The sequence below is a fragment of the Pedobacter sp. genome, from assembly GCF_965279535.1.
GTDB lineage: Bacteria > Bacteroidota > Bacteroidia > Sphingobacteriales > Sphingobacteriaceae > Pedobacter.
In genome coordinates, this window is sequence record NZ_OZ257244.1 from 1,754,133 (window position 1) to 1,774,619 (window position 20,487).

At 38.4% G+C, this 20,487-nt stretch carries 13 protein-coding genes; 10 read left to right on the forward strand and 3 right to left on the reverse strand.

What is annotated here, in order from left to right; all coding sequences use genetic code 11:
• Nucleotides 1-52: 52 nt before the first annotated feature.
• The 5 genes from recN to ACQY77_RS06975 all read left to right on the forward strand — a co-directional run bounded on the left by recN (nucleotide 53) and on the right by ACQY77_RS06975 (nucleotide 6,470).
• Nucleotides 53-1,705, forward strand: coding sequence for a DNA repair protein RecN (recN, locus tag ACQY77_RS06955; protein WP_421938707.1), 1,653 nt, complete (start codon nucleotides 53-55; stop codon nucleotides 1,703-1,705).
• A 62-nt stretch (nucleotides 1,706-1,767) separates the two neighbouring features.
• The gene (locus tag ACQY77_RS06960) at nucleotides 1,768-2,580 is read left to right on the forward strand and encodes an enoyl-ACP reductase FabI (protein WP_421938706.1); all 813 of its coding nucleotides are present in this window, start codon (nucleotides 1,768-1,770) and stop codon (nucleotides 2,578-2,580) included.
• A gap of 97 nt (nucleotides 2,581-2,677) precedes the next feature.
• Nucleotides 2,678-3,931 (forward strand): carboxypeptidase-like regulatory domain-containing protein, encoded by a 1,254-nt coding sequence (locus tag ACQY77_RS06965; protein WP_421938705.1) that lies wholly within the window; start codon nucleotides 2,678-2,680, stop codon nucleotides 3,929-3,931.
• A gap of 163 nt (nucleotides 3,932-4,094) precedes the next feature.
• A complete protein-coding gene (locus tag ACQY77_RS06970; protein ID WP_421938704.1) occupies nucleotides 4,095-5,342 on the forward strand; it encodes a carboxypeptidase-like regulatory domain-containing protein in 1,248 nt (415 codons plus the stop codon).
• A gap of 60 nt (nucleotides 5,343-5,402) precedes the next feature.
• A complete protein-coding gene (locus ACQY77_RS06975; protein WP_421938703.1) occupies nucleotides 5,403-6,470 on the forward strand; it encodes a PA0069 family radical SAM protein in 1,068 nt (355 codons plus the stop codon).
• 107 nt (nucleotides 6,471-6,577) lie between these two features.
• On the opposite strand, the gene ACQY77_RS06980 is transcribed toward ACQY77_RS06975, so the two are convergent.
• Nucleotides 6,578-7,090, reverse strand: coding sequence for a CAP domain-containing protein (locus ACQY77_RS06980; RefSeq protein ID WP_421938702.1), 513 nt, complete (start codon nucleotides 7,088-7,090; stop codon nucleotides 6,578-6,580).
• 154 nt (nucleotides 7,091-7,244) lie between these two features.
• The gene (locus ACQY77_RS06985) at nucleotides 7,245-9,797 is read right to left on the reverse strand and encodes an ATP-dependent Clp protease ATP-binding subunit (protein ID WP_421938701.1); all 2,553 of its coding nucleotides are present in this window, start codon (nucleotides 9,795-9,797) and stop codon (nucleotides 7,245-7,247) included.
• Between the two features lie 1,158 nt (nucleotides 9,798-10,955).
• Between ACQY77_RS06985 and ACQY77_RS06990 the strand changes: the two genes are divergently transcribed.
• The 5 genes from ACQY77_RS06990 (at nucleotide 10,956) to ACQY77_RS07010 (ending at nucleotide 18,418) form a co-directional block, all read left to right on the forward strand.
• Complete coding sequence (locus tag ACQY77_RS06990; protein ID WP_421938700.1) at nucleotides 10,956-13,862, forward strand: SusC/RagA family TonB-linked outer membrane protein; 2,907 nt, start codon at nucleotides 10,956-10,958, stop codon at nucleotides 13,860-13,862.
• 16 nt (nucleotides 13,863-13,878) lie between these two features.
• Entirely contained in the window at nucleotides 13,879-15,375 is a 1,497-nt protein-coding gene (locus ACQY77_RS06995) for a RagB/SusD family nutrient uptake outer membrane protein (protein WP_421938699.1), read from the forward strand.
• 302 nt (nucleotides 15,376-15,677) lie between these two features.
• Nucleotides 15,678-15,905 carry a hypothetical protein gene (locus tag ACQY77_RS07000; RefSeq protein WP_421938698.1) on the forward strand — a complete coding sequence of 76 codons (228 nt, stop codon included), beginning with the start codon at nucleotides 15,678-15,680 and terminating at the stop codon, nucleotides 15,903-15,905.
• Nucleotides 15,906-16,031: 126 nt separating this feature from the next.
• The gene (locus tag ACQY77_RS07005) at nucleotides 16,032-17,264 is read left to right on the forward strand and encodes a YaiO family outer membrane beta-barrel protein (RefSeq protein WP_421938697.1); all 1,233 of its coding nucleotides are present in this window, start codon (nucleotides 16,032-16,034) and stop codon (nucleotides 17,262-17,264) included.
• Nucleotides 17,264-18,418 carry a hypothetical protein gene (locus tag ACQY77_RS07010; RefSeq protein ID WP_421938696.1) on the forward strand — a complete coding sequence of 385 codons (1,155 nt, stop codon included), beginning with the start codon at nucleotides 17,264-17,266 and terminating at the stop codon, nucleotides 18,416-18,418. Before ACQY77_RS07005 ends, ACQY77_RS07010 begins: the two co-directional genes overlap by 1 nt.
• An 8-nt stretch (nucleotides 18,419-18,426) precedes the next feature.
• Here the strand turns inward: ACQY77_RS07010 and ACQY77_RS07015 are convergent, their stop codons facing one another.
• Nucleotides 18,427-20,481 carry an LTA synthase family protein gene (locus tag ACQY77_RS07015; RefSeq protein WP_421938695.1) on the reverse strand — a complete coding sequence of 685 codons (2,055 nt, stop codon included), beginning with the start codon at nucleotides 20,479-20,481 and terminating at the stop codon, nucleotides 18,427-18,429.
• Between the last annotated feature and the right edge of the window lie 6 nt (nucleotides 20,482-20,487).

Consider the following 20,487-nt stretch of genomic DNA (forward strand, 5'->3'; position numbering starts at 1 on the left):
TTCTGTTTTATAGCATCTGTTAAAATAACTTTTTAGTATTTTCGTAGTCAGTATGCTACAGAAACTTTCAATACGTAATTACGCTTTAATCGATAGTCTGGATATCGAGTTTGATAAAGGACTAAATATTATTACCGGAGAAACCGGAGCTGGTAAATCCATTATGCTGGGTGCACTATCACTTATTTTAGGCCAACGGGCAGAAAGCAAATATTTCTTTAACCAGGAGAAGAAATGTGTTATTGAAGGCAATTTTCGTTTGGCAGACGAAAATCTAAAGCTGCTTTTCGAAGAAAATGATGTCGACTTTTTTAATGAAAGTATCTTAAGAAGAGAAATTTCAATTGATGGAAAATCGAGATCATTCATTAACGACACTCCTGTAAATCTTTCCACATTGAAATTGATTGGGGAAAAGCTAATTGATATCCATTCACAACAAGCTACACAAGAGCTCAACGATACCGATTTCCAATTACTGATTGTAGATGCCCTGGCCAATCATCAGTCTTTGTTGTTTAATTATCGCTCTGGTTATAAAAAACTAAAGCAATCCATAAAAAACTTAGATCAGCTTAGTAAAGAAGCGACTGAGGCCCGCAGCAAACAGGATTATGAGCAATTTCTTTTTAATGAGCTGGAACAAGCCAATCTAAAAGCTGATGAACAAGAAAGCCTGGAGCAGGAATTAGAACGTTTAACACATGCAGAAACCATAAAACGAGGTTTGCTCACTGCTAATGGTCTGCTTACTGAGGCCGAACCATCTGCTATTCAAATACTCAAAGAAGCACAACTTCAGCTGCAACAAATCGAAAAATTTGATCCCGCAGTTAATGCACTTTATGAGCGGCTAAAATCAACAGTGATTGAAATTAAAGATATAGCCGATGAAGTTGCAGGTATAGAAAATAATACTTTACACCAGGCAGACCGATTAGATTCTATCAACCAAAGGCTAGATTTATTATACTCGCTGCAACAAAAACACAGGGCTGCCAATAATCAGGAACTAATAGACTTACAGCAACAGCTGGAAAACAACCTGAATAAGCTTCTATCTTCTGATGAAGAAATAGAAAAAATTCAGGCCGAAATAGCGCAATTAACCATTGAATTAAAAAAACAAGCGAGCCAACTGAGCGAAAACCGCAAAAAGGCAATTAAGATAGTAGAAGATCAAACTGGAGCTACACTCAAAAAAGTAGGCATGCCAAATGCAAAACTTGTTTTAGCGCAAAACTTATCTGCTGAATTAGGTAAAGATGGAATAGATACAATTAATTTACTCTTTACAGCCAATGCAGGCCAGGTGCCGGCACCAGTAAGTAAGGTTGCCTCTGGTGGTGAACTTTCCCGCTTAATGCTCTCTATAAAAGCACTTTTGGCTAAACACACCTCCCTTCCAACCATAATTTTTGATGAAATTGATACCGGAATTTCTGGAGAAACTGCGGTTAAGGTTGGCGAAGTTATTGCAGAACTTGGTGAAGACATGCAAGTAGTTTCCATTACACACCTGCCACAAATCGCTGCAAAGGGTCAATCGCATTATTTCGTACATAAGCATGAAGCAGGTGGAAAAACTACTACAGGGATCAAAAAATTAAAACAAGAAGAGCGCATTGAAGTGATAGCGGAAATGCTTAGTGGAAAAAATCCAGGCTTATCGGCTATAGAAAATGCGAAAGAACTTTTAGCCTGATCAAATTTCTATAATTTCTAAATTCCTGTACCTTAGCTTTACCTTAACAAAACAAAAAGCATATGTACAATTTATTAAAAGGTAAAAGAGGAATCATAACTGGTGCATTGGATCAAAATTCGATTGCCTGGAAAGTTGCTGAAAAAGCGCATGAAGAAGGCGCTACTTTTGTGCTCACCAATGCTCCTATTGCAATGCGCATGGGTGAAATTAATGCTTTAGCAGAAAAAACCAATTCACAGATTATTCCTGCCGATGCAACAAATGTAGACGACTTAACGCAACTATATACCCAGTCACAGGAAATTTTAGGTGGTAAAATCGATTTTGTGTTACATTCTATTGGAATGAGTGTAAATATTCGTAAAAAAATACCTTATGCAGCATCCAACTACGATTACTTTATGAAAGGTATTGATGTTTCTGCTTTGAGTTTTCATAAAATGCTGGCTGTTGCCAAAAAACTGGATGCCATTGCAGAAGGTGGCAGTGTAGTTGCCTTAACTTATATGGCTGCACAGCGCACCTATCCTTTCTATACCGGCATGGCTGATATTAAGGCTATGTTAGAGTCTATTGCGCGTAGTTTTGGCTATCATTATGGCCTTGATAAAAAAGTGAGGATCAACACCGTATCCCAATCTCCAACCAAAACTACTGCCGGAAGCGGAATTAAAGGATTCGGCGATTTCTTTGACTATGCCGATGCAATTGCACCGCTGGGTAATGCTGATGCCGAAAGCTGTGCCGATTATTGCATTACCCTCTTCTCCGACTTAACCAGAATGGTTACCATGCAAAACCTTTTTCATGATGGAGGATATTCTTCAACAGGCGTAAGTGATGTTGTTATGCAAAAAATGGGATTGGAATAAGCTAATTTCTCCCCTTTTAAAAGCGTATCTAAAGCCGTAAATTAGATACGCTTTTTTATAGCTTTAATAAACTATAAAATTAGTTTATATTTATATCATGAAAGCCCTATTGATATCATTTTTATGTATATGCATTACTTTCAACAGTTTTGCCCAGCAGCAATTTAAACTGAGCGGAACACTAAAAGATAAAAGAGGAGAAGTACTTCCCGGTGCAGGCGTATATGTAAGTGGTTATAAAATGGGTACCATCACCGATAATGATGGTAAATTCAGCTTAATTCTAAAACCTGGAAATTACGACATTCTTATCCAATTAATGGGTTATAAAGCTTCAAACAAGAATGTCATTATCGCCGATAAGCCTGTTAAACTTGATGTGGTATTGCAGGAAAATGTTACACAATTAGCAGAAGTTACAATTAAGGCAGACCCTAACCGGGCACGATATATTAATTTATTCAAAGGGTATTTTATCGGTACAACCCCAAATGCGGAATCCTGCAAAATACTCAATACAGATATATTAAACATTTCTTACAACAAGGAAACCCGTATTTTAAGTGCAAACACCACTGATTTTTTGATGATCGAAAATCGGTCGCTAGGCTACAAAATCAAATACTTATTAAATGATTTCCAATATGATTACGGTAACCGGGTAGTTTATTATGAAGGCTACCCCACTTATGAAGACTTAAAAGGATCGGCAAGCAGGAAAAGAAAATGGGCGCAGAAACGATTGGAAGCTTACAATGGTTCGGCTCAGCACTTCTTTACTTCTTTGTATGCAAATCGGTCTACAGAAGAAGGATTTATTATCAACAAATTATTAAGAAAAGCAAATCCGGACAGACCTTCAGACAGCCTTATCAAACTCAACATCAGACGACTCACAGCGGCCAAAGCAGAAATGAACAGAAACAGAACCGATTTAACAAAATTAAAACTTCATCTCGGCCTAAATGAGGTTGATTCTTTAAATTATTGGATGAGAAAACAAAATATGCCCAAAACCATTTCCGTTTTGAGCAGAGCTGTTGTTGCCCCGGATACCCTGGTACACACTTATAATGAAAGCATCAAACGTATTGATTTTACGGATATCCTGTATATCGTTTATACCAAAGAAAAAGAAGTAGATGCTTTTAAAGACCGGATTGGCTTATCTATTTCAAGACCAATGGAACTTGCCGATTATCAGGTTTCACTCGTTAACTTACAGATAAGACCTGTATTCTTTTATAAAAATGGTTCCATTTACAATGCTAAATCTATGATTTATGAAGGATACTGGGGCTGGGAAAAAATAGCAGACAGTGTGCCTATGGACTATGTACCTACACCATGAGCGCAGTTTTTATTGGTAAATGATTAATTGTTGAACTGTTTAATTGAACAATTGACAAATAAACCAATGACCATTCACCAATGACTAATAACTAATGACTAATGACTAATAACCATTACCAAATGCCCATCTACTCCTAAACTTTTTTACTACATTCGTTTCCATGTTTAAAAATCTCTTAATACCATTGTTCCTAATCATTGGTATTAATTCATTTGCACAAAATACTTATTCCATTTCCGGTACCGTTCGCGATGTGAAAGATGGCTTGCCCGGTGCCAGTATTTATTTAAGTGGCTATAAAATTGCTGCAGTTGCCGATAATGACGGAAAGTTCCGTCTTGCTAATTTACAACCCGGCAGCTATAATTTATTGGTTCAAATGGTGGGCTATCTCCCCTATTCTAAAAGCGTAATTATTGCCGACAAATCAGTTCAGGTTGATCTGGTATTGAAAGAAAATACAGTAGAATTAAATGAGGTGGTGATCCGTACAGATCCGAACAGGCAAAAATACATCAATCAGTTTAAAGAATTTTTTATTGGAAAAACGCCTAATGCCTTACAATGCAAAATTCTTAACCCTCAGGTATTACGTGTTGATTTTGATATTACCAAAAGTACATTAACCGTTAGCACTTCCGAATTCCTGATCGTTGAAAATAAAGCACTCGGATACCGCTTAAAGTATATGTTGGATCACTTCGAATATAATTCCCGCACCAGAATAATTTACTATTCCGGACACCCGTTTTTTGAAGAACTCAAAGCCTCGGCAACCAAAAAGAAGAAATTTATTGCGGCCAGAGAGACAGCCTATTATGGATCATCTCAACATTTTTTCAGATCATTATATAACGGAACAGCTCAGCAGGAAGGTTTTATCATTAATAAAATGCTGAAAGTGCCTAATCCCAATCGCTATCCAGAATATGTGATCAATACCAACCTTGATAAAATCAGATTCACTGCCGAAAAAACCGGCATAAGACAATCCAAAGGTAAGGTAGATACTGCTTTACTGGCTTTTTGGACCAAGCAAAAAGAAATGCCCAAAACCATCGATAAATTTTCGAGAGCTGATGTACAGCCTGATACCTTAGTGCACGATTATGATCAAAACCTTAAATGGTTAAATTATACGGATGCACTTCTGGTTCAATATACCAGGGAAAAAGAATCATTGGCTTATTCCAAAACTGGTTTTTGGATTTTCAGACCCCTTGATGTACCTGAAAATGAAATTTCTGTAATTAACCTCATGCAGGCCCCTGTTCGTTTTTACAAAAATGGCGGTATTTATGACTCCCGTTCGCTATTGTATGAAGGTTATTGGGCATATGAAAAAGTGGCCGATATGGTGCCTATGGACTATGTACCCCTCTCCAAAACAACCACACCAGCTAAATGATGTTGTAAAAGGTGCATAACTTTTTATTAAAATTACTAAAAATATTAGTAATTTTATGTTATGGCAGCTGGTGAAGAAAAAACCTATTTCAAAGGTAGAGGGGCGCAGGTTAATCCCCATAATAAGTTTCTAAAAGATGTTTATGTAAAAGAACATGAAGAAGGAATAGACGACTGGGAAGAGCAAGATAAAAAAACCTCATTCATTTTCGAAAGTTCCAAAACGATTGTTAATAAAGTAGAAAGTCCGGATGTAGGAATGGCTTATTCTTTAAATCCTTATCAAGGCTGTGAACATGGTTGTACATATTGTTATGCGCGCAACTCGCACCAATATTGGGGCTACAGTGCTGGTATAGAATTCGAAAGAAAAATAATTGTCAAAAAAGATGCACCTATCCTATTTAAAAAATTCCTGGAGAAAAAAGGCTGGGATGCCACAACCATTTCCTTATCAGGAAATACTGATTGTTATCAGCCAGCTGAACGTAAGTTTAAACTCACCAGGCAGCTTTTAGAAATTGCCCTGGAATATAAACAACCTATCGGGATGATCACTAAAAATTCTCTTATACTCAGGGATACTGATATTCTTTCTGAATTGGCCAAACTGAATCTTTGCATGGTTTATGTTTCAATCAACAGTCTGAATGAAGATTTAAGACAGGTGATGGAACCCAGAACAACAACCGCCAAACAAAGACTTAAAGTTGTAGAAAAGCTGAGCGAAGCCGGAATACCAATGGGTGTGATGGTTGCACCTCTTGTTCCTGGTTTAAGTGATCATGAAATTCCAAAAATTTTAAAGGCTGTTGCCGATGCCGGAGCCAGTAAAGCCGGGTATACAGTTGTTCGTTTAAATGGTGCCATTGGGCAGATATTTGAAGATTGGCTTAGAAAAAATTTTCCCGACCGCTTCGATAAGGTGTGGCACATGATTCAGAGTTGCCATGGTGGTCATGTTAATGATAGCCGTTTTGGGGATCGCATGCGTGGTGATGGCAACATTGCGCAGCTCATCCGTGATAATTTCAGACTACATTGTAGACTGAATGGCTTAAATCAGAAAGAAATTGCCTTAGATCATACCTTATTTAGAGTGCCACGTGCACAGACCAGTTTGTTTTAATTTTGCTGCTAGCTTTGGATTGTGAGGCCGGAACTGAAATTAAGGTCATGGCGATACGCTATGAATTTAAACGCAAATATGCTACAACTGGTGAAGATAATACAGCCCTATTTAGCCGCAAAATCCTGCGTCCAGAAATTTCCTTGCCTGCCCGCCCCCATCTCCTTGAATTTTGCATTCATGATGTTTTTGCAGTGTCCCTCACTTTTGATCCAATCGTTGAAAACCTGAGCTTCTGTGGTTTGCCCCTGGGCTACATTTTCGCCTGCCGTACTCCAAACATAACCAGCTGCTGTAATCCTATCTCCAAAAGTTTTGCCATCTGCAGAGTTATGCGTCATCGTGTTCACACTTGCCATATACTTACTATGACCTACAGCCGCGGCAGCCAATTGGTTATTCCAGACTAAAGTGGGCACAGGGGGCATAACTGTTGTACCACAATTACATCCGGCAGCCCGGGTATCATTTACCAGCTTTAGGAGTACTTCGTTGTTTAGGTTGGTTTGTACGGTTACTAAAGGATCAGTAATAACCTCAGGATCTGTATTTGAATTCTTTTTACAGGATAACGCACAGCACAATGCCAGACCAATTAAGGTGATAGACTTAAATTTCATCAATAGGGGATTTATTGAACCGAATTTACGCAGTTAAACTCAAAAACACTAACCTAATATCAATTATTTAAGCAGGGATTGAAAACTGCTACATAGGTGTCAAGCGCATATACAGGCATTAAAAAAGCTCCCAACTTTCATTGGGAGCTCTCGTTTATTTGCTAGAAGATCCTTCTTCTTCTTTAGGCTCTTGTTTTTTCTTTTCGCCTTTTTTATGCTGAACAGATATTACTTCCGTTGATTTATCATAATCAATTTCCAAAACATCTCCTTCTGCCAGTTCACCTTTAAGGATTTCTTCAGCAATTGGGTCTTCCAGGTATTTTTGAATGGCTCGTTTTAACGGACGTGCACCAAAATTACTGTCAAAACCTTTTTCTGCGATATATTCTTTAGCATTTTCAGTTAAAGCAATATCATATCCTAAAGTATGAACGCGGCCAAATAAAGCTTTCAACTCAATGTCGATAATTCTGAAGATTTCTTCTTTACCTAAACTATTGAATACAACTACGTCATCTACACGGTTCAAAAACTCTGGAGCAAATGCACGTTTTAATGCGCTTTCAATTACTCCACGACTGTGTTGTTCTGCCTGATTGGTTTTAGCTGCTGTAGAGAAACCAACTCCCTGACCGAAATCTTTTAACTGACGGGCGCCGATATTAGAAGTCATGATGATAATCGTGTTTCTAAAATCTACTTTTCTACCCAAGCTATCTGTTAACTGACCTTCGTCTAATACCTGTAATAAAATATTAAATACATCAGGGTGAGCTTTTTCGATTTCATCTAATAAGATAACGGCATAAGGCTTTCTTCTAACTTTTTCTGTTAACTGACCACCTTCTTCATAACCTACATATCCCGGAGGCGCGCCCACTAAACGTGAAACCGCAAATTTCTCCATGTATTCACTCATGTCAATCTGGATCAATGCATCATCGCTATCGAACATGAAACGAGCCAGTTCTTTAGCCAATTCTGTCTTACCTACACCAGTTGGACCTAAGAAAATGAAGGAACCAATTGGTTTTTTAGGATCTTTTAATCCAGCTCTTGTACGTTGAATCGCTTTGGTTAATTTCTTAATGGCATCATCCTGACCGATGATTTTCTCTGCAACCTTATCGTACATATTCAATAACTTTTGGCTATCTGTTTGTCCGACACGTTGAACCGGAATACCAGTCATCATGGCTACTACCTCTGCAACATTATCTTCTGAAACCTCATAACGTTTGGTTTTGGTTTCAGCTTCCCACTCAGCTTTGGCTTTATCTAACTCTTCGATCAAATTCTTTTCAGTATCACGAAGTTTAGCTGCTTCTTCATATTTCTGGCTGCGCACAACCTTGTTTTTCTCTAGCTTGATATCCTCAATTTTAGCTTCGATATCAATAATGTTCTGAGGAACATGAATATTGGTTAAATGCACTCTTGAACCTGCCTCATCTAAAGCATCAATGGCTTTATCCGGTAAGAAACGATCCGAAATATAACGGGAAGTTAAAGTAACACAAGCTTCAATTGCTTCCTGGGTATAAGTTACCCCGTGATGCTCTTCGTACTTATCTTTAATTCTGGTTAAAATTTCGATGGTTTCATCTGGTGTGGCCGGCTCAACCATTACTTTCTGGAAACGACGATCCAAGGCACCATCTTTTTCAATATACTGACGATACTCATCTAAAGTTGTTGCACCAATACATTGTATTTCTCCCCTGGCTAGTGCAGGTTTAAACATATTAGATGCATCTAACGAACCTGAGGCTCCCCCCGCTCCAACAATAGTGTGAATCTCATCAATGAATAAGATTACATCGGTAGATTTTTCCAGCTCGTTCATAACGGCTTTCATACGCTCCTCGAACTGTCCACGATATTTAGTACCTGCAACTAAAGAGGCCAAATCCAAAGTAACCACACGTTTATTAAATAAAACACGTGATACCTTACGTTGAACGATGCGAAGTGCCAAACCCTCTGCAATAGCGGATTTACCAACACCTGGTTCACCAATTAAAATTGGATTATTTTTCTTTCTGCGGGATAAAATCTGCGATACACGTTCAATTTCTTTCTCGCGACCAACAATTGGGTCTAAACGACCTTCTTCTGCTGCCTTGGTTAAATCACGACCGAAGTTATCTAATACAGGAGTTTTCGATTTGATATCAGAAACTTTCTTTGGAGCGCTAAAGCTTTCCTCTTCACGATAATCATCGTCTCCCCCGGTTGAAGCGCTATTAGAAATATCATCTCTAAAGCCATTTTTATTTACTTCAACTTCTTGTTTAAAAACATCATAAGTAACGCCATACTGTAACAAGATTTGTGAGGCGATGTTATCATCATCTCTCAAAACTGACAACAATAAATGTTCGGTGCCAATTAAATCGCTTTTAAATATTTTAGCTTCTAAGTAAGTAATCTTTAAAACTTTTTCTGCCTGTTTCGTTAACGGGATGTTACCCAGATTAACTGTTACACTCGAAGTGCCACGAACGGCATCTTCAATTGAGCGGCGCAATTTACCAGTATCTACTCCTAACGATCGTAAAATTTTGATGGCCATCCCATCCCCTTCACGGATGAGGCCCAACAATAAATGCTCGGTTCCGATGTAATCATGTCCTAAACGGAGAGCTTCCTCTCTACTAAAAGAGATCACATCTTTTACCTGTGGTGAAAATTTTGCTTCCATAATACCTTTCTTAACAGCTACGTCCCTAAACTATAAAATAAATTATAAAAAGAGGAGGTACTGTTTTGTTTATTTTATCAACAATTGCGCCATATGGGTGGATAAGAACCTATTTACGCTAATCCATCCCGAAAAAAATCATTACTTAATCGTGTAGATTACTTTTAAATAACTGATGATATATATACGTAATACCTGTTTTACAAGTTTTAAAAGGGCTTTTTATTCAGATTTAGATTAAACCCTTCTCTTTGTCGGTTTATTGTAAGGATTTTTGCCAGGTTTTATACTGACAAATTGTTTCTTTTTACTAAGGCAATTTACAAGTTTTGACAGAAAAATAAAAAGAACGTGACATCATTTAACATATTTATTACTGCTTAACTATACAACAGCTCAACAGTTCAGTAATCCTTTAATACCCTTACGAAAAAAACGAACAACCGGTTGTTTTTGTTTCAGCTATTTTCTGAAAAAAGATAAAGAAAGGGCAATCATTGTTGATCGCCCTTCGCTATTTAAAAAAAACTTGACTTGACGTCAAAACTAAAATGCGCTTATTAGACGAAGAATACCGACAAATGTTTCTGATTTCACAAAATTTAACAAAAAAGAGCCTTCCATCTGCCGAAAGGCTCTTGGAATAAAATCGTCCCGTTGATTTAATTCTACATCACAAACATAAAAAGATAAGGTCAGGAAATTTAAAAGAGTAGATGAAAGACCAGAAAAAATCGTTTAACACCAAAATCTGTATTACAAAGTATACACCAAACAAAATACCGTACAATTCAATCATTATCAAGCCGATACGAAAAATAGCATTTATACGCCCTAATCGTTGATTTGGTAACAATAAGCACTTTATACCGCTCAAAAACAAACGTTTGCGTTTAACGCAATTGTGCTTAAATGATTAAGCTTCCTCATTCTTGTAAAAAAGCTAGGATTAAACAGCTTTCTGCCATTTCAGGTAGTTGTTCCAAGCAAACGTTTGCGCTGCCTTTATCATTTGAACTTAGTTTTTATGCTCATAGATTAGGGAAAACCATTGCTAACAAGGTGTATTATTCGATGAACTTAAGACTGATTTTCAGCCCACCCTAAGTTAACTCTCTGCTCTGCAACAAACTAAAACTAACCTAAATCTTAAACAAAATGAAGCAATTTATTCTAATGATTTCCTTTATTGTTTGCGCCTATGTATCCAACGCACAGAACCGTGCTGTTTCGGGTACGGTAACAGACAATAAAAAACTACCGCTCCCTGGGGTTACCGTAAGCGTTACGGGAACAAAAACAGCAACTCAAACCGATGCAAACGGAAAATATACCATCCAGGCAGATAACCAAAGTACGCTTGAATTTAAAGCGCTTGGATTTGCAACACAATCCATCCGCGTTGGCAATAACAGCACGTTAAACATTAGCCTATCCGATCAGACTACAGACCTCGATGCCGTTACAGTAGTAGGCTATACTTCGAAAAAAAAATCAGAAATTTCCAGCGCGGTAAGTACTGTGAGCGGATCACAGCTAAACGATGTGACTTCTGTGAATCTGGGCAATCTTTTGCAAGGAAAAGCACCTGGAGTAGTGGCAAGCTCAGCTTCGGGTGATCCAACAGCAGGCTCAACCGTTGTTGTTCGTGGTGTAGGAACCATTAATGCCGGAATCGGCCCACTGGTAGTGGTAGATGGTAATATTGGTGGCACATACAACCCTGCAGATGTAGACAATGTAACCATTTTACGTGATGCCGCAGCAACAGGATTATATGGATCCAGGGCGGCAAATGGAGTTATCATTGTAACCACCAAAAAAGGAAAAGCCGGAGAAACCAGATTTAGCCTGAATTCAAGCCTCGGTGTTGCCAAAGCTACCTCTGGGAATTTTCAGTTAATGGACGCACAACAGCTTTATGATTACCAAAGGACTTTCTTTACAACCCCTCCGCCAGCTTCCGTGACCAATATTAACACCAATTGGTGGGATGAAGCATTTAGAACCGCAATGGTTAATAACCATACCTTAACTGCTTCGGGAGGTACGGAAAAAAGTCAGTTTTATATTTCAGGCAATTATTTCAAAGAAGAAGGTACATTAATTAATAATGATAAAACGCAATACAGCCTTAGAGCAAACCTCACTTCTCAACTGACCAAAAAGTTAAAGCTGACAGCGCTTTTAAGTGGCATTGTAATTAACGACAACTACAATCCGGAAAGTGCAGTTTATCAAGCCTATCTTAACCTGCCTTATGACCCTGCTTATGATGCAAATGGCATCCCAACAGATCCAAGAACCATCCCATCCTGGAGAGGCCGGGACCGTTCCAACTTCTTACAGAGTTTACAATACAACTATTCTAAAGCCAGAAGTTACACCACAACCGGAGATGTGAATTTGGATTATGACCTTATTAAAAACCTGACCCTTTCCAGTTATAACCGGGCAACCATCGCCAGTGGAAGATCTAATAACTATTATGACAGAAGAAGTCAGAGTGGTGCTACCAACCTCGGAACAGCATCATTAAGTAATTCATTCGCAACAACCTTATTGTCATCCAACAGAATTAAGTACGCATTGAATGTTGGTGACCATAACTTCAGTGCACTCGGAGTTGCCGAAATTGAAAGCTATCAATACGATGAAACAGGCATCACAGCAAAGGGACTTCCAGCTGGAATGGATGCGATCAACACAGCAACTGATATCATTAATAAACCTACTGGATTCTATAATGGTTATCGAAACATAAAGTTTTTGGCTCAGTTAGATTACAGTTTTCAAAGTAAATATTATCTAGTAGCTTCCATTGTAAACGAATATGCATCCCGTTTTGGTAAAAATAATCCGGCAGCCACTTTTTATCAGTTTGGGGCATCATGGATCCTATCCAACGAAAGCTTCCTGAAAGGCAATAACGTATTAAGCTTTTTAAAACTCAGGACCAGTGCAGGAACGACCGGTAATCAAGGTGGTATTGATTATTATCAGTCTTTTGGATTGTATAATTTAAATGCAGCAGCTTCTTATAATGGTGAAACTGGCGCTTTTCCAACACAATTAGCCAATCCGGATTTAACCTGGGAAAAATCAAGGACCTATAATTTAGGGGTAGACTTTAGCCTTTTTAACCGCATCGATTTTACTATTGATGCTTATGACAAGCGTAACTCCGATTTACTGTTTGCTGTGCCATTACCTTCAACAGTAGGCTATGCAAATATCAGGAAGAATATTGGATCTGTTAGAAACAGAGGTTTAGAATTTACCATTAATTCGAAAAACATTCAGCAAAAAGATTTCAGTTGGGAAACCAATTTCAATATGTCGTTCAACAGAAATAAAGTGATGGAGCTTAATCAGGGGTTATTGGTTGTAAATACCAGTACCCAACCTATTGCTCTTGGTCATGATATGGATGAGTGGTATATGCAAAAATGGGCAGGTGTAAATCCTGCAGATGGAAAGCCGTTATGGGAAAAATTAGATGATCCAACTGGGGTGACCAGCACGTATAATCAGGCCACAAGGCAATATACAGGCAAATCATCGGCACCTAAATTTAGTGGAGGTATCACCAATACCCTGGCTTATAAAGGTTTTACACTATCAGCCTTTGTTAATTTTGTTTATGGCAACTGGGTATATAACGATAGTCGTTTCTATTTTGATAACGATGGGGTTTACGAGAGTTACAATCAACAGGTACTACCAAAAGGTTCGGTAAGATGGACCACCCCCGGACAAACCGATGCCACCCATCCACAGGCTAAGTTTGGCGGAAACCTTCAATCGCACCAATCCTCTACAAGATTCTTGGAAAACGGTAGTTATTTGAGGCTGAGAAATGTAACCATGGGCTATAACTTACCAACAACATGGTTAAAGAAGGCCGCTATTAATGCAGCCCGCATTTACCTGAGTGGCGATAACCTGTTTACGGCTACAAAGTTTTCGGGTGTAGATCCTGAGGTGGATTTAACAGGTGGTATATCTTCTTTCAGGTATCCATCAAGCAAGCGATTTATTTTGGGCGTAAACTTAACTTTCTAACCTAAACTACACTAAAATGAAAATTAATCACAACCATATCATCAAAATAGCCATGGTAGCAGGCGTTATTTTCACTGCTTCCTGCCGAAAAACTTATTTCCCTTCAGACCGCGTAGAGGATACCAACCTCCTCACTACTCCAGATGGTTTGCGTACAGCAACCTTAGGAAACTACGCCACGCTCAAATCACTGAACTATGAAAATAATTATCATTGGTTAGCAGAACTTCCATCAGATGAGGTAGCGCAGGGACAAAATTCATCCAGCGATGTTACCAACCTGTTTAAATACACCCATTTGGTAAACTCTGCCAATGCGACTACCTACTTCCAGCAAGCTTACTATATTATTACTGCTGCTAATAAAGTAATCAGGTCAATACCAGAAAGTGCTACTACAGACCTCCAACAAATAAAAGGTGAAAACTTATTCCTTAGGGCTATGTTGCATTTTAACCTGGTGCGTATGTTCGGCAGGCCATATCAGCAATCTCCCACCACTAACCCAGGTGTACCTATCTTGAGTGAAACGGTGAGTGAGGAAGAGGCGGCAACAGTTAAAAGAAGTACGGTTGCACAGGTATATGATTTCATTCTTGCCGACTTATTAAAAGGGGCTCAGTTGATGACCGTTAATAAAAGCAATAGTTTTGCGACCAAACTTGCTGCATATGCCCTTTTATCCAGGGTATACCTTTACATGGACAATAACGCTAAAGCTATAGAGTATGCTAACCTGGTAATCAGTGCCAACAAATACCAGTTGCTGCAAAATACAGAATACCAAACTTATTTCAGGGTAGCTCCAGAAACAAACAAGGAAAGTATTTTCGCAATTAAGCACACCAAAACTGAAAATTATGATTACTCGGCAGTAGGGTCTTTATATTATAGTGGCGATGCTAATGGGAATGCTCTTGGTCAGGGCCAAAGTGGCTGGGGAGAAATATATGCTTCTAAAAAGTATTATGATTTTCTCAACCAGAATCCGCAGGATAAGCGCAAAAGTTTCATTTCTCCATACATTGTAGATGGCGTACAGCAGGTAAATACCAAATTAACACCTGGTGCACCCATGTATTATGTAAACAAACATAATCTGCAGGAAGGGGTTGTTAATCTTACATCACCGGTTTACCTGCGCTTAGCTGAAATGTATTTAAACAGAGCTGAGGCTAATGCCAAACTTAACAACACGCAGTTAGCTTTAGATGATGTTAATGTAATCAGATTACGTGCAGGAATTCCTACTTATGCATTAACAGATGTCACTGCCGCACATTCCATCCTGGATATCGTGTTAGAGGAACGTTGGTTAGAACTGGCATTTGAAGGTCATCGTGCATACGATCTTTTCAGAAACAACCGTCCGGTAGTACGTAATTACCCCGGAACACATTCAACCATCAATGGCACGGTTAATCAAACCATAAATCCAACTGACGCCAGAGTGATTTATTTTATTCCTCAAACCGAAAGAGACAAAAACCCGAATCTTTCCCAAAACCCTTAATAAAAAAGAGCCTGTATCATTTTCATGAACAGGCTCTTTACATTAACTAATGTCCTACGGTATCTACTAAGAACTAATCCGTAACTAAAAGTAACTGATTTAATGCGCCCAGCAATATTTAGTTCTTTTTATGAACCTTAGGTGATAATTACATTAAATAGAGATTAGAATACATCTTTTTTATGTTAAAATGATCCAAACTAATGCAATCTGTCTTAATTAATCTTAATTGCAGGCGCGCTTATTGAGCAACAGTATTTGATCGAGGAAAAACGTTATATTTGATCATTATCTAAACTAGTATGCCTCTTCAAAACACCTGTGCCTTTCTAAATATGGGCGCCTCAGAATTTTTTATCGTCATTGTATTTGGCTTTGCACTACTCTTTGCTGTGGCCAATTATGGCCGAAATACTTCACTGGGACTTTTTGGTTCGTTGCTATTGGCGCTGATCACCTCCCCTTTAATCGCTTTCTTTATTATTTATATTTTCTTTAAGAAAAATAATACGATTGCAAAAGACAGCTAACGAGTTCAACCTTAGCATAATCACATTATGCTTAAAAAACCACTTTGCAATAGCTTTGCTGGCAATATTTGATACTTTCTAATTTTAGTTATTTGATTAACTTTGAGTTTTATTTAATCCCATAACATGTATCGCAAACTCCTGGTATTGGTTACCTACCTTATTATACCCTTAGCTTTGTGTGCCCAGTCTGCTGATGACTTTTACAAACAGGCCCGCACTGCTGCATTTGACAACAAAGATTATGTAAAAGCAATTAACCTAAGTAAAATCGCGCTAGAGAAAAGTCCTGAATACTCAGAAATACGCGTTTTCTTAGGCCGTTTGTACACCTGGAGCAAGAAAACCGATAGTGCCAGAACAAGTTTTAAGACCGTTATCACCCAAAATCCAAAATTTGTTGATGCTTATTTGGCACTGGGTAACCTGGAATATTGGAACGATAACAATATTGAGGCACTAAAAATTGTAAATAATGGCCTGGTGCAGGATTCCGGAGCTGAAGAGCTGTTGTTGTTAAAGGCAAAGATTCTGGATAACGAGAAGGAATGGACCCAGGCAGACGAAGTGTTGAGTAATGTTTTGAAGAAAAATCCATCGAACACCGATGCCAGGGCGCTATCAATGAGAATTAAAGATAATAGTTCCCTAAACAAAATGGGAATCGGTTACAATTTTGTCTATTTTGATAAACAGTTTGATCAGCCATGGCACCTCGCCTATTTAGACTATACCAGGCAAACCAAACTGGGTTCAATCACCGGCAGATTTAATTACGCTAACCGCTTTAACAATAATGGAACACAGTTTGAAATAGATGCATACCCAAGGATATCTTCTAATTTACAGGCCTATGTAAACCTGGGTTATGGTGACAAGACAGGCGTATTTGCCAGATACAGGGCCGGAGTTTCACTTTTTACCAGTCTCCCTTTGAGTTTTGAAGCTGAAGCCGGATTTAGGTTCCTACGTTTCTCTGATGATGTCTGGATTTACACCGCTTCGGTTGGAAAGTATTATAAAAATTTCTGGTTTAATTTCAGAACATACCTTACCCCTTCAAATGAATCTGTTTCTCAGTCGTTTTCGCTTACCACGCGCTATTATTTAGGCGGTGCGGACGATTATCTCAGCATTGCATTAGGTACGGGCGTATCTCCTGATGATCAGCGAAATAATGTATTAATAGGCGCGCAAAAGTATAAGCTGAAATCAAATAATATTTCCCTATCCTACCGCATGTCTGTTGAACGCTTAAACATTTTTAATATTAAAGTTGGATTAGACAACCAGGAATATCTGCGCGATACAAAAGGAAATCAATTAGATATCGGCCTGGGATATATCAGAAGATTTTGATGGAAAAAAGATCTAAAAAAATCCTTTGGGGCATTACAGTAGTTTTTTTTATTCCCATACTGATGTTATTGGCCTGGGCATTATTTCCCAAAACAAAACTTGTTGTAGCCATCATAGACAAAACGATGCCCAACCAAACCGGGCAGGAGCACGTTTCACTCCACTGGGTTCTCAATCATGAAAAATTAACCAAAACCAGTCGCTTACCCTATGAAGTTTCAAGAGACTATTTTGGCTTTTTTCCAAAAGGGCAGGATAAGTATCAGATCAAAGGACTCGAGCGCTTTAATCAGGGGCAGTTGAATCAATTGAGTGCTGATGCCGATGCGGTTTATTTCACCGACACTTATGGTACTTATGAAGATGACTGGCATAGCAAAACTCCGGCAACATCATCCAATTCCCTTATTTATGGAGGTTTGAGCAATCAGGACATATCATTACTGGAGTTAATGAAGAAAAAACATAAACTGATCATCACAGAATATAATACTATAGGTTCACCTACTAATTCAGAAAACAGGGCAAAATTCGAAAAACTATTTGGTTTACACTGGACAGGCTGGACAGCCAGGTACTTCAACAGCCTCGATACATTGGTTAACAAGGAACTCCCAAAATGGCTGATCAAAAATTACCAGTCCACACACCACAAGGCATGGAAATTTTCCCAATCAGGAATTGCATTCGTTAATGACGGAGGAGCGGTTGTGATTTTAGAAGACCATGTACATCTTTCACAATCCGTACCACATATTGAAACCAGCACGGAAGGTCAAAAAAAATATGGCGTTCCTCAACGGATCAGTTACCCTTTTTGGTTTGATGTAATGGCACCAGATACCACAGTTAACAAGGTGGTATCAACATTTAACATTTCTACAAACAAAGAAGGCGTCCGGGAATTAAACAAATTTGGCATTCCAAATACCTTTCCTGCCGTACTTAGCCATCAGGGCAATGACTATCGCTTCTATTATTTTTCTGGCGACTTTTGCGATAACCCGATATCCATAACCTCTTCCTACTTTAAGGGAATCAGCTGGTTTAGCTTTCTATTTTACGATACTTCAGATACCATGGACCGCAAAAACTTCTTCTGGAATTTCTATCGACCTATGCTTACTGAAATTTTAACTTCACAAGAACAATAAAAACATTATTATTTTTTCTCTATCCTGTATTTTTTGACTAGTGAATCTGGCAAAAGGTTTTGTTTATCGGCCTGAATAAAACTGTTTCGTTTCCTAAAACCCTTAAACGCATTGCTTAAACGGTTAAACTGCTGTTCATCCTCCACAGGTTTTTCCTGCAACTTATTGTCTAATTTAAAAAGCTGTTGTCCATTCAGGTGATATTCTCCCATAACAAAGTCCAGCTGATCAGTCTTGGTTTGAATGAGTGGATAAGCATGAATATTCCTGAAGTTTACTGAGGTATCCAGGCCGGCCCCCAGCCAGGCAACCTGATCAGGGCTCTGAATGTGGTATTGACGTTTTAGATAAGTCAACAAACTTGGCGCAATATCAAAATGAGTGGATAGAGATTCCATTCGTGCCGTCCGCTTCAGCAGTGGAGAATAAATCAAGAGTGGTACATGATAACGATCTATTTTTGTTGACATTGGGATCTCCGGCATACGGTGATCACCAGTAATGATAAATATGGTATTGGCAAAGTCAGCTCTCTTCTGATAATTTGCAAAAAAACGCTCAAGAGATTCATCCAGGTAAAGAATGCTGGAATATTGAAGTTTATAATGGCGGTATGCCTCTTTTTTATCCGCTGAAAAACCGAGACGCTGCATACGTTTCTCGAAAAGATCGAGGTATTTTTGTTGATTGTTGATTAAAAACGGATCATGAGTAGACACCGTTAACATTACATTCAGTTCCGGTTGTTTTTCAGCGTTTGGATTACGTGTATTCAAATAATACCTGAATAACTGGTCATCCGTATACCCCCAGCTAAAACCATTAGCCTGTTGTGGCAAACGCGTATATCCTCCTGGAAAAGTCGCTACATCCCTTAGCTCATCTACCTTATTATAACGAAGAAAATCCTTCATATTATCAAAACCTGCATCCCCTCCATAATAAAAAGAAGTATGGTAACCGTTGTGCTTTAAAATCGAATAAAGAGAGAGGTGAGGAGGCATATGCTCGCCCATATCCAGAAAACCTGCTTTACCAAAAGGAAGTGAGCCCATTAAAGAAGGTAAAATAGCGAAGGTTCTCCCACCGGCACTCAAAAAATTTGACCAATAAAGGCTCTTCGTAGAGAGCGAATCAATAAAAGGGGTAAAACTCCCCAAATAAGCATCATCATTGCTAAAGGCTCTTCCAAGTCCTTCCACTATTATAAAAACAAAATTGGGGAGATTTTTTCCGGAATTAAAAAATGGCCCCAGCACCTCCTTGTCGCCAGCTACATGTAAAAACGGATAGCGATCAGGATCGGTATACGACAGTTGATCAGTGGCTGCTGACTGTATACCAAAATCTCCGATGTAGCTATCAGCATAAATATCAGTTTCTGCTTCCCTATCCAAAAAATATCTGCTGCCAGAAGAAAGGAAATATGCCAATTTATTGGTAGCTAGATTATTTGCATATTCTGAAGAAAAGCGATTAGCACCCATACGTACTGCCGGATTGACAAGAAAAAACAGTATTAATGTACAGAGTATGATAACGGATACTTTTCTACTGATTTTGATATGAGGCGATAAGTATCGTAAAAGAAAAAATATAATAGCCAGGAACAGTAAAAAACCGATAATACTTCTTGCGCTAATCACACCTGACGAGGCCGTAGTTTGCAGAATATCTTTTATAGAATAGCTGTAGAGATCAGCCCCTAAAGGCACCAAAGCAGTATTAAAATAAAATATAAGCAATAAGGAAATCATTGCAAAAATAACGAGCACAGAGATTGCCATTACTGATGCAACCTTTTCAGAGATAAGATAAAGAATAAAGAAAATAGGATAAATTATTGCAGAAGAATAGATTGCAAATAAAGTACCATTTACCAAACTCCGCAATACCAGACCACGTTCGTCAGAAAAACCATGGGTAATGCCGGTTAAAAGCTGTTCCAGTATAGATATTAACACAATCAACAGTACCCATATAACCATCAAAGGGAAAAACTTAGTGGCTGAATCGATGATTTTGCGTATGGGCAAACGCTCAATAATATCTCTTTTACGCATGAATAA

Coding starts and splice junctions, on each gene's coding strand:
- ACQY77_RS06960 (WP_421938706.1), top strand. CDS start 1,768: ATGTACAATTTATTAAAAGGTAAAAGAGGAATCATAACTGGTGCATTG.
- ACQY77_RS06990 (WP_421938700.1), top strand. CDS start 10,956: ATGAAGCAATTTATTCTAATGATTTCCTTTATTGTTTGCGCCTATGTA.
- ACQY77_RS06975 (WP_421938703.1), top strand. CDS start 5,403: ATGGCAGCTGGTGAAGAAAAAACCTATTTCAAAGGTAGAGGGGCGCAG.
- ACQY77_RS07015 (WP_421938695.1), bottom strand. CDS start 20,481: ATGCGTAAAAGAGATATTATTGAGCGTTTGCCCATACGCAAAATCATC.
- ACQY77_RS07005 (WP_421938697.1), top strand. CDS start 16,032: ATGTATCGCAAACTCCTGGTATTGGTTACCTACCTTATTATACCCTTA.
- recN (WP_421938707.1), top strand. CDS start 53: ATGCTACAGAAACTTTCAATACGTAATTACGCTTTAATCGATAGTCTG.
- ACQY77_RS06995 (WP_421938699.1), top strand. CDS start 13,879: ATGAAAATTAATCACAACCATATCATCAAAATAGCCATGGTAGCAGGC.
- ACQY77_RS06965 (WP_421938705.1), top strand. CDS start 2,678: ATGAAAGCCCTATTGATATCATTTTTATGTATATGCATTACTTTCAAC.
- ACQY77_RS06985 (WP_421938701.1), bottom strand. CDS start 9,797: ATGGAAGCAAAATTTTCACCACAGGTAAAAGATGTGATCTCTTTTAGT.
- ACQY77_RS07010 (WP_421938696.1), top strand. CDS start 17,264: ATGGAAAAAAGATCTAAAAAAATCCTTTGGGGCATTACAGTAGTTTTT.
- ACQY77_RS06980 (WP_421938702.1), bottom strand. CDS start 7,090: ATGAAATTTAAGTCTATCACCTTAATTGGTCTGGCATTGTGCTGTGCG.
- ACQY77_RS06970 (WP_421938704.1), top strand. CDS start 4,095: ATGTTTAAAAATCTCTTAATACCATTGTTCCTAATCATTGGTATTAAT.
- ACQY77_RS07000 (WP_421938698.1), top strand. CDS start 15,678: ATGCCTCTTCAAAACACCTGTGCCTTTCTAAATATGGGCGCCTCAGAA.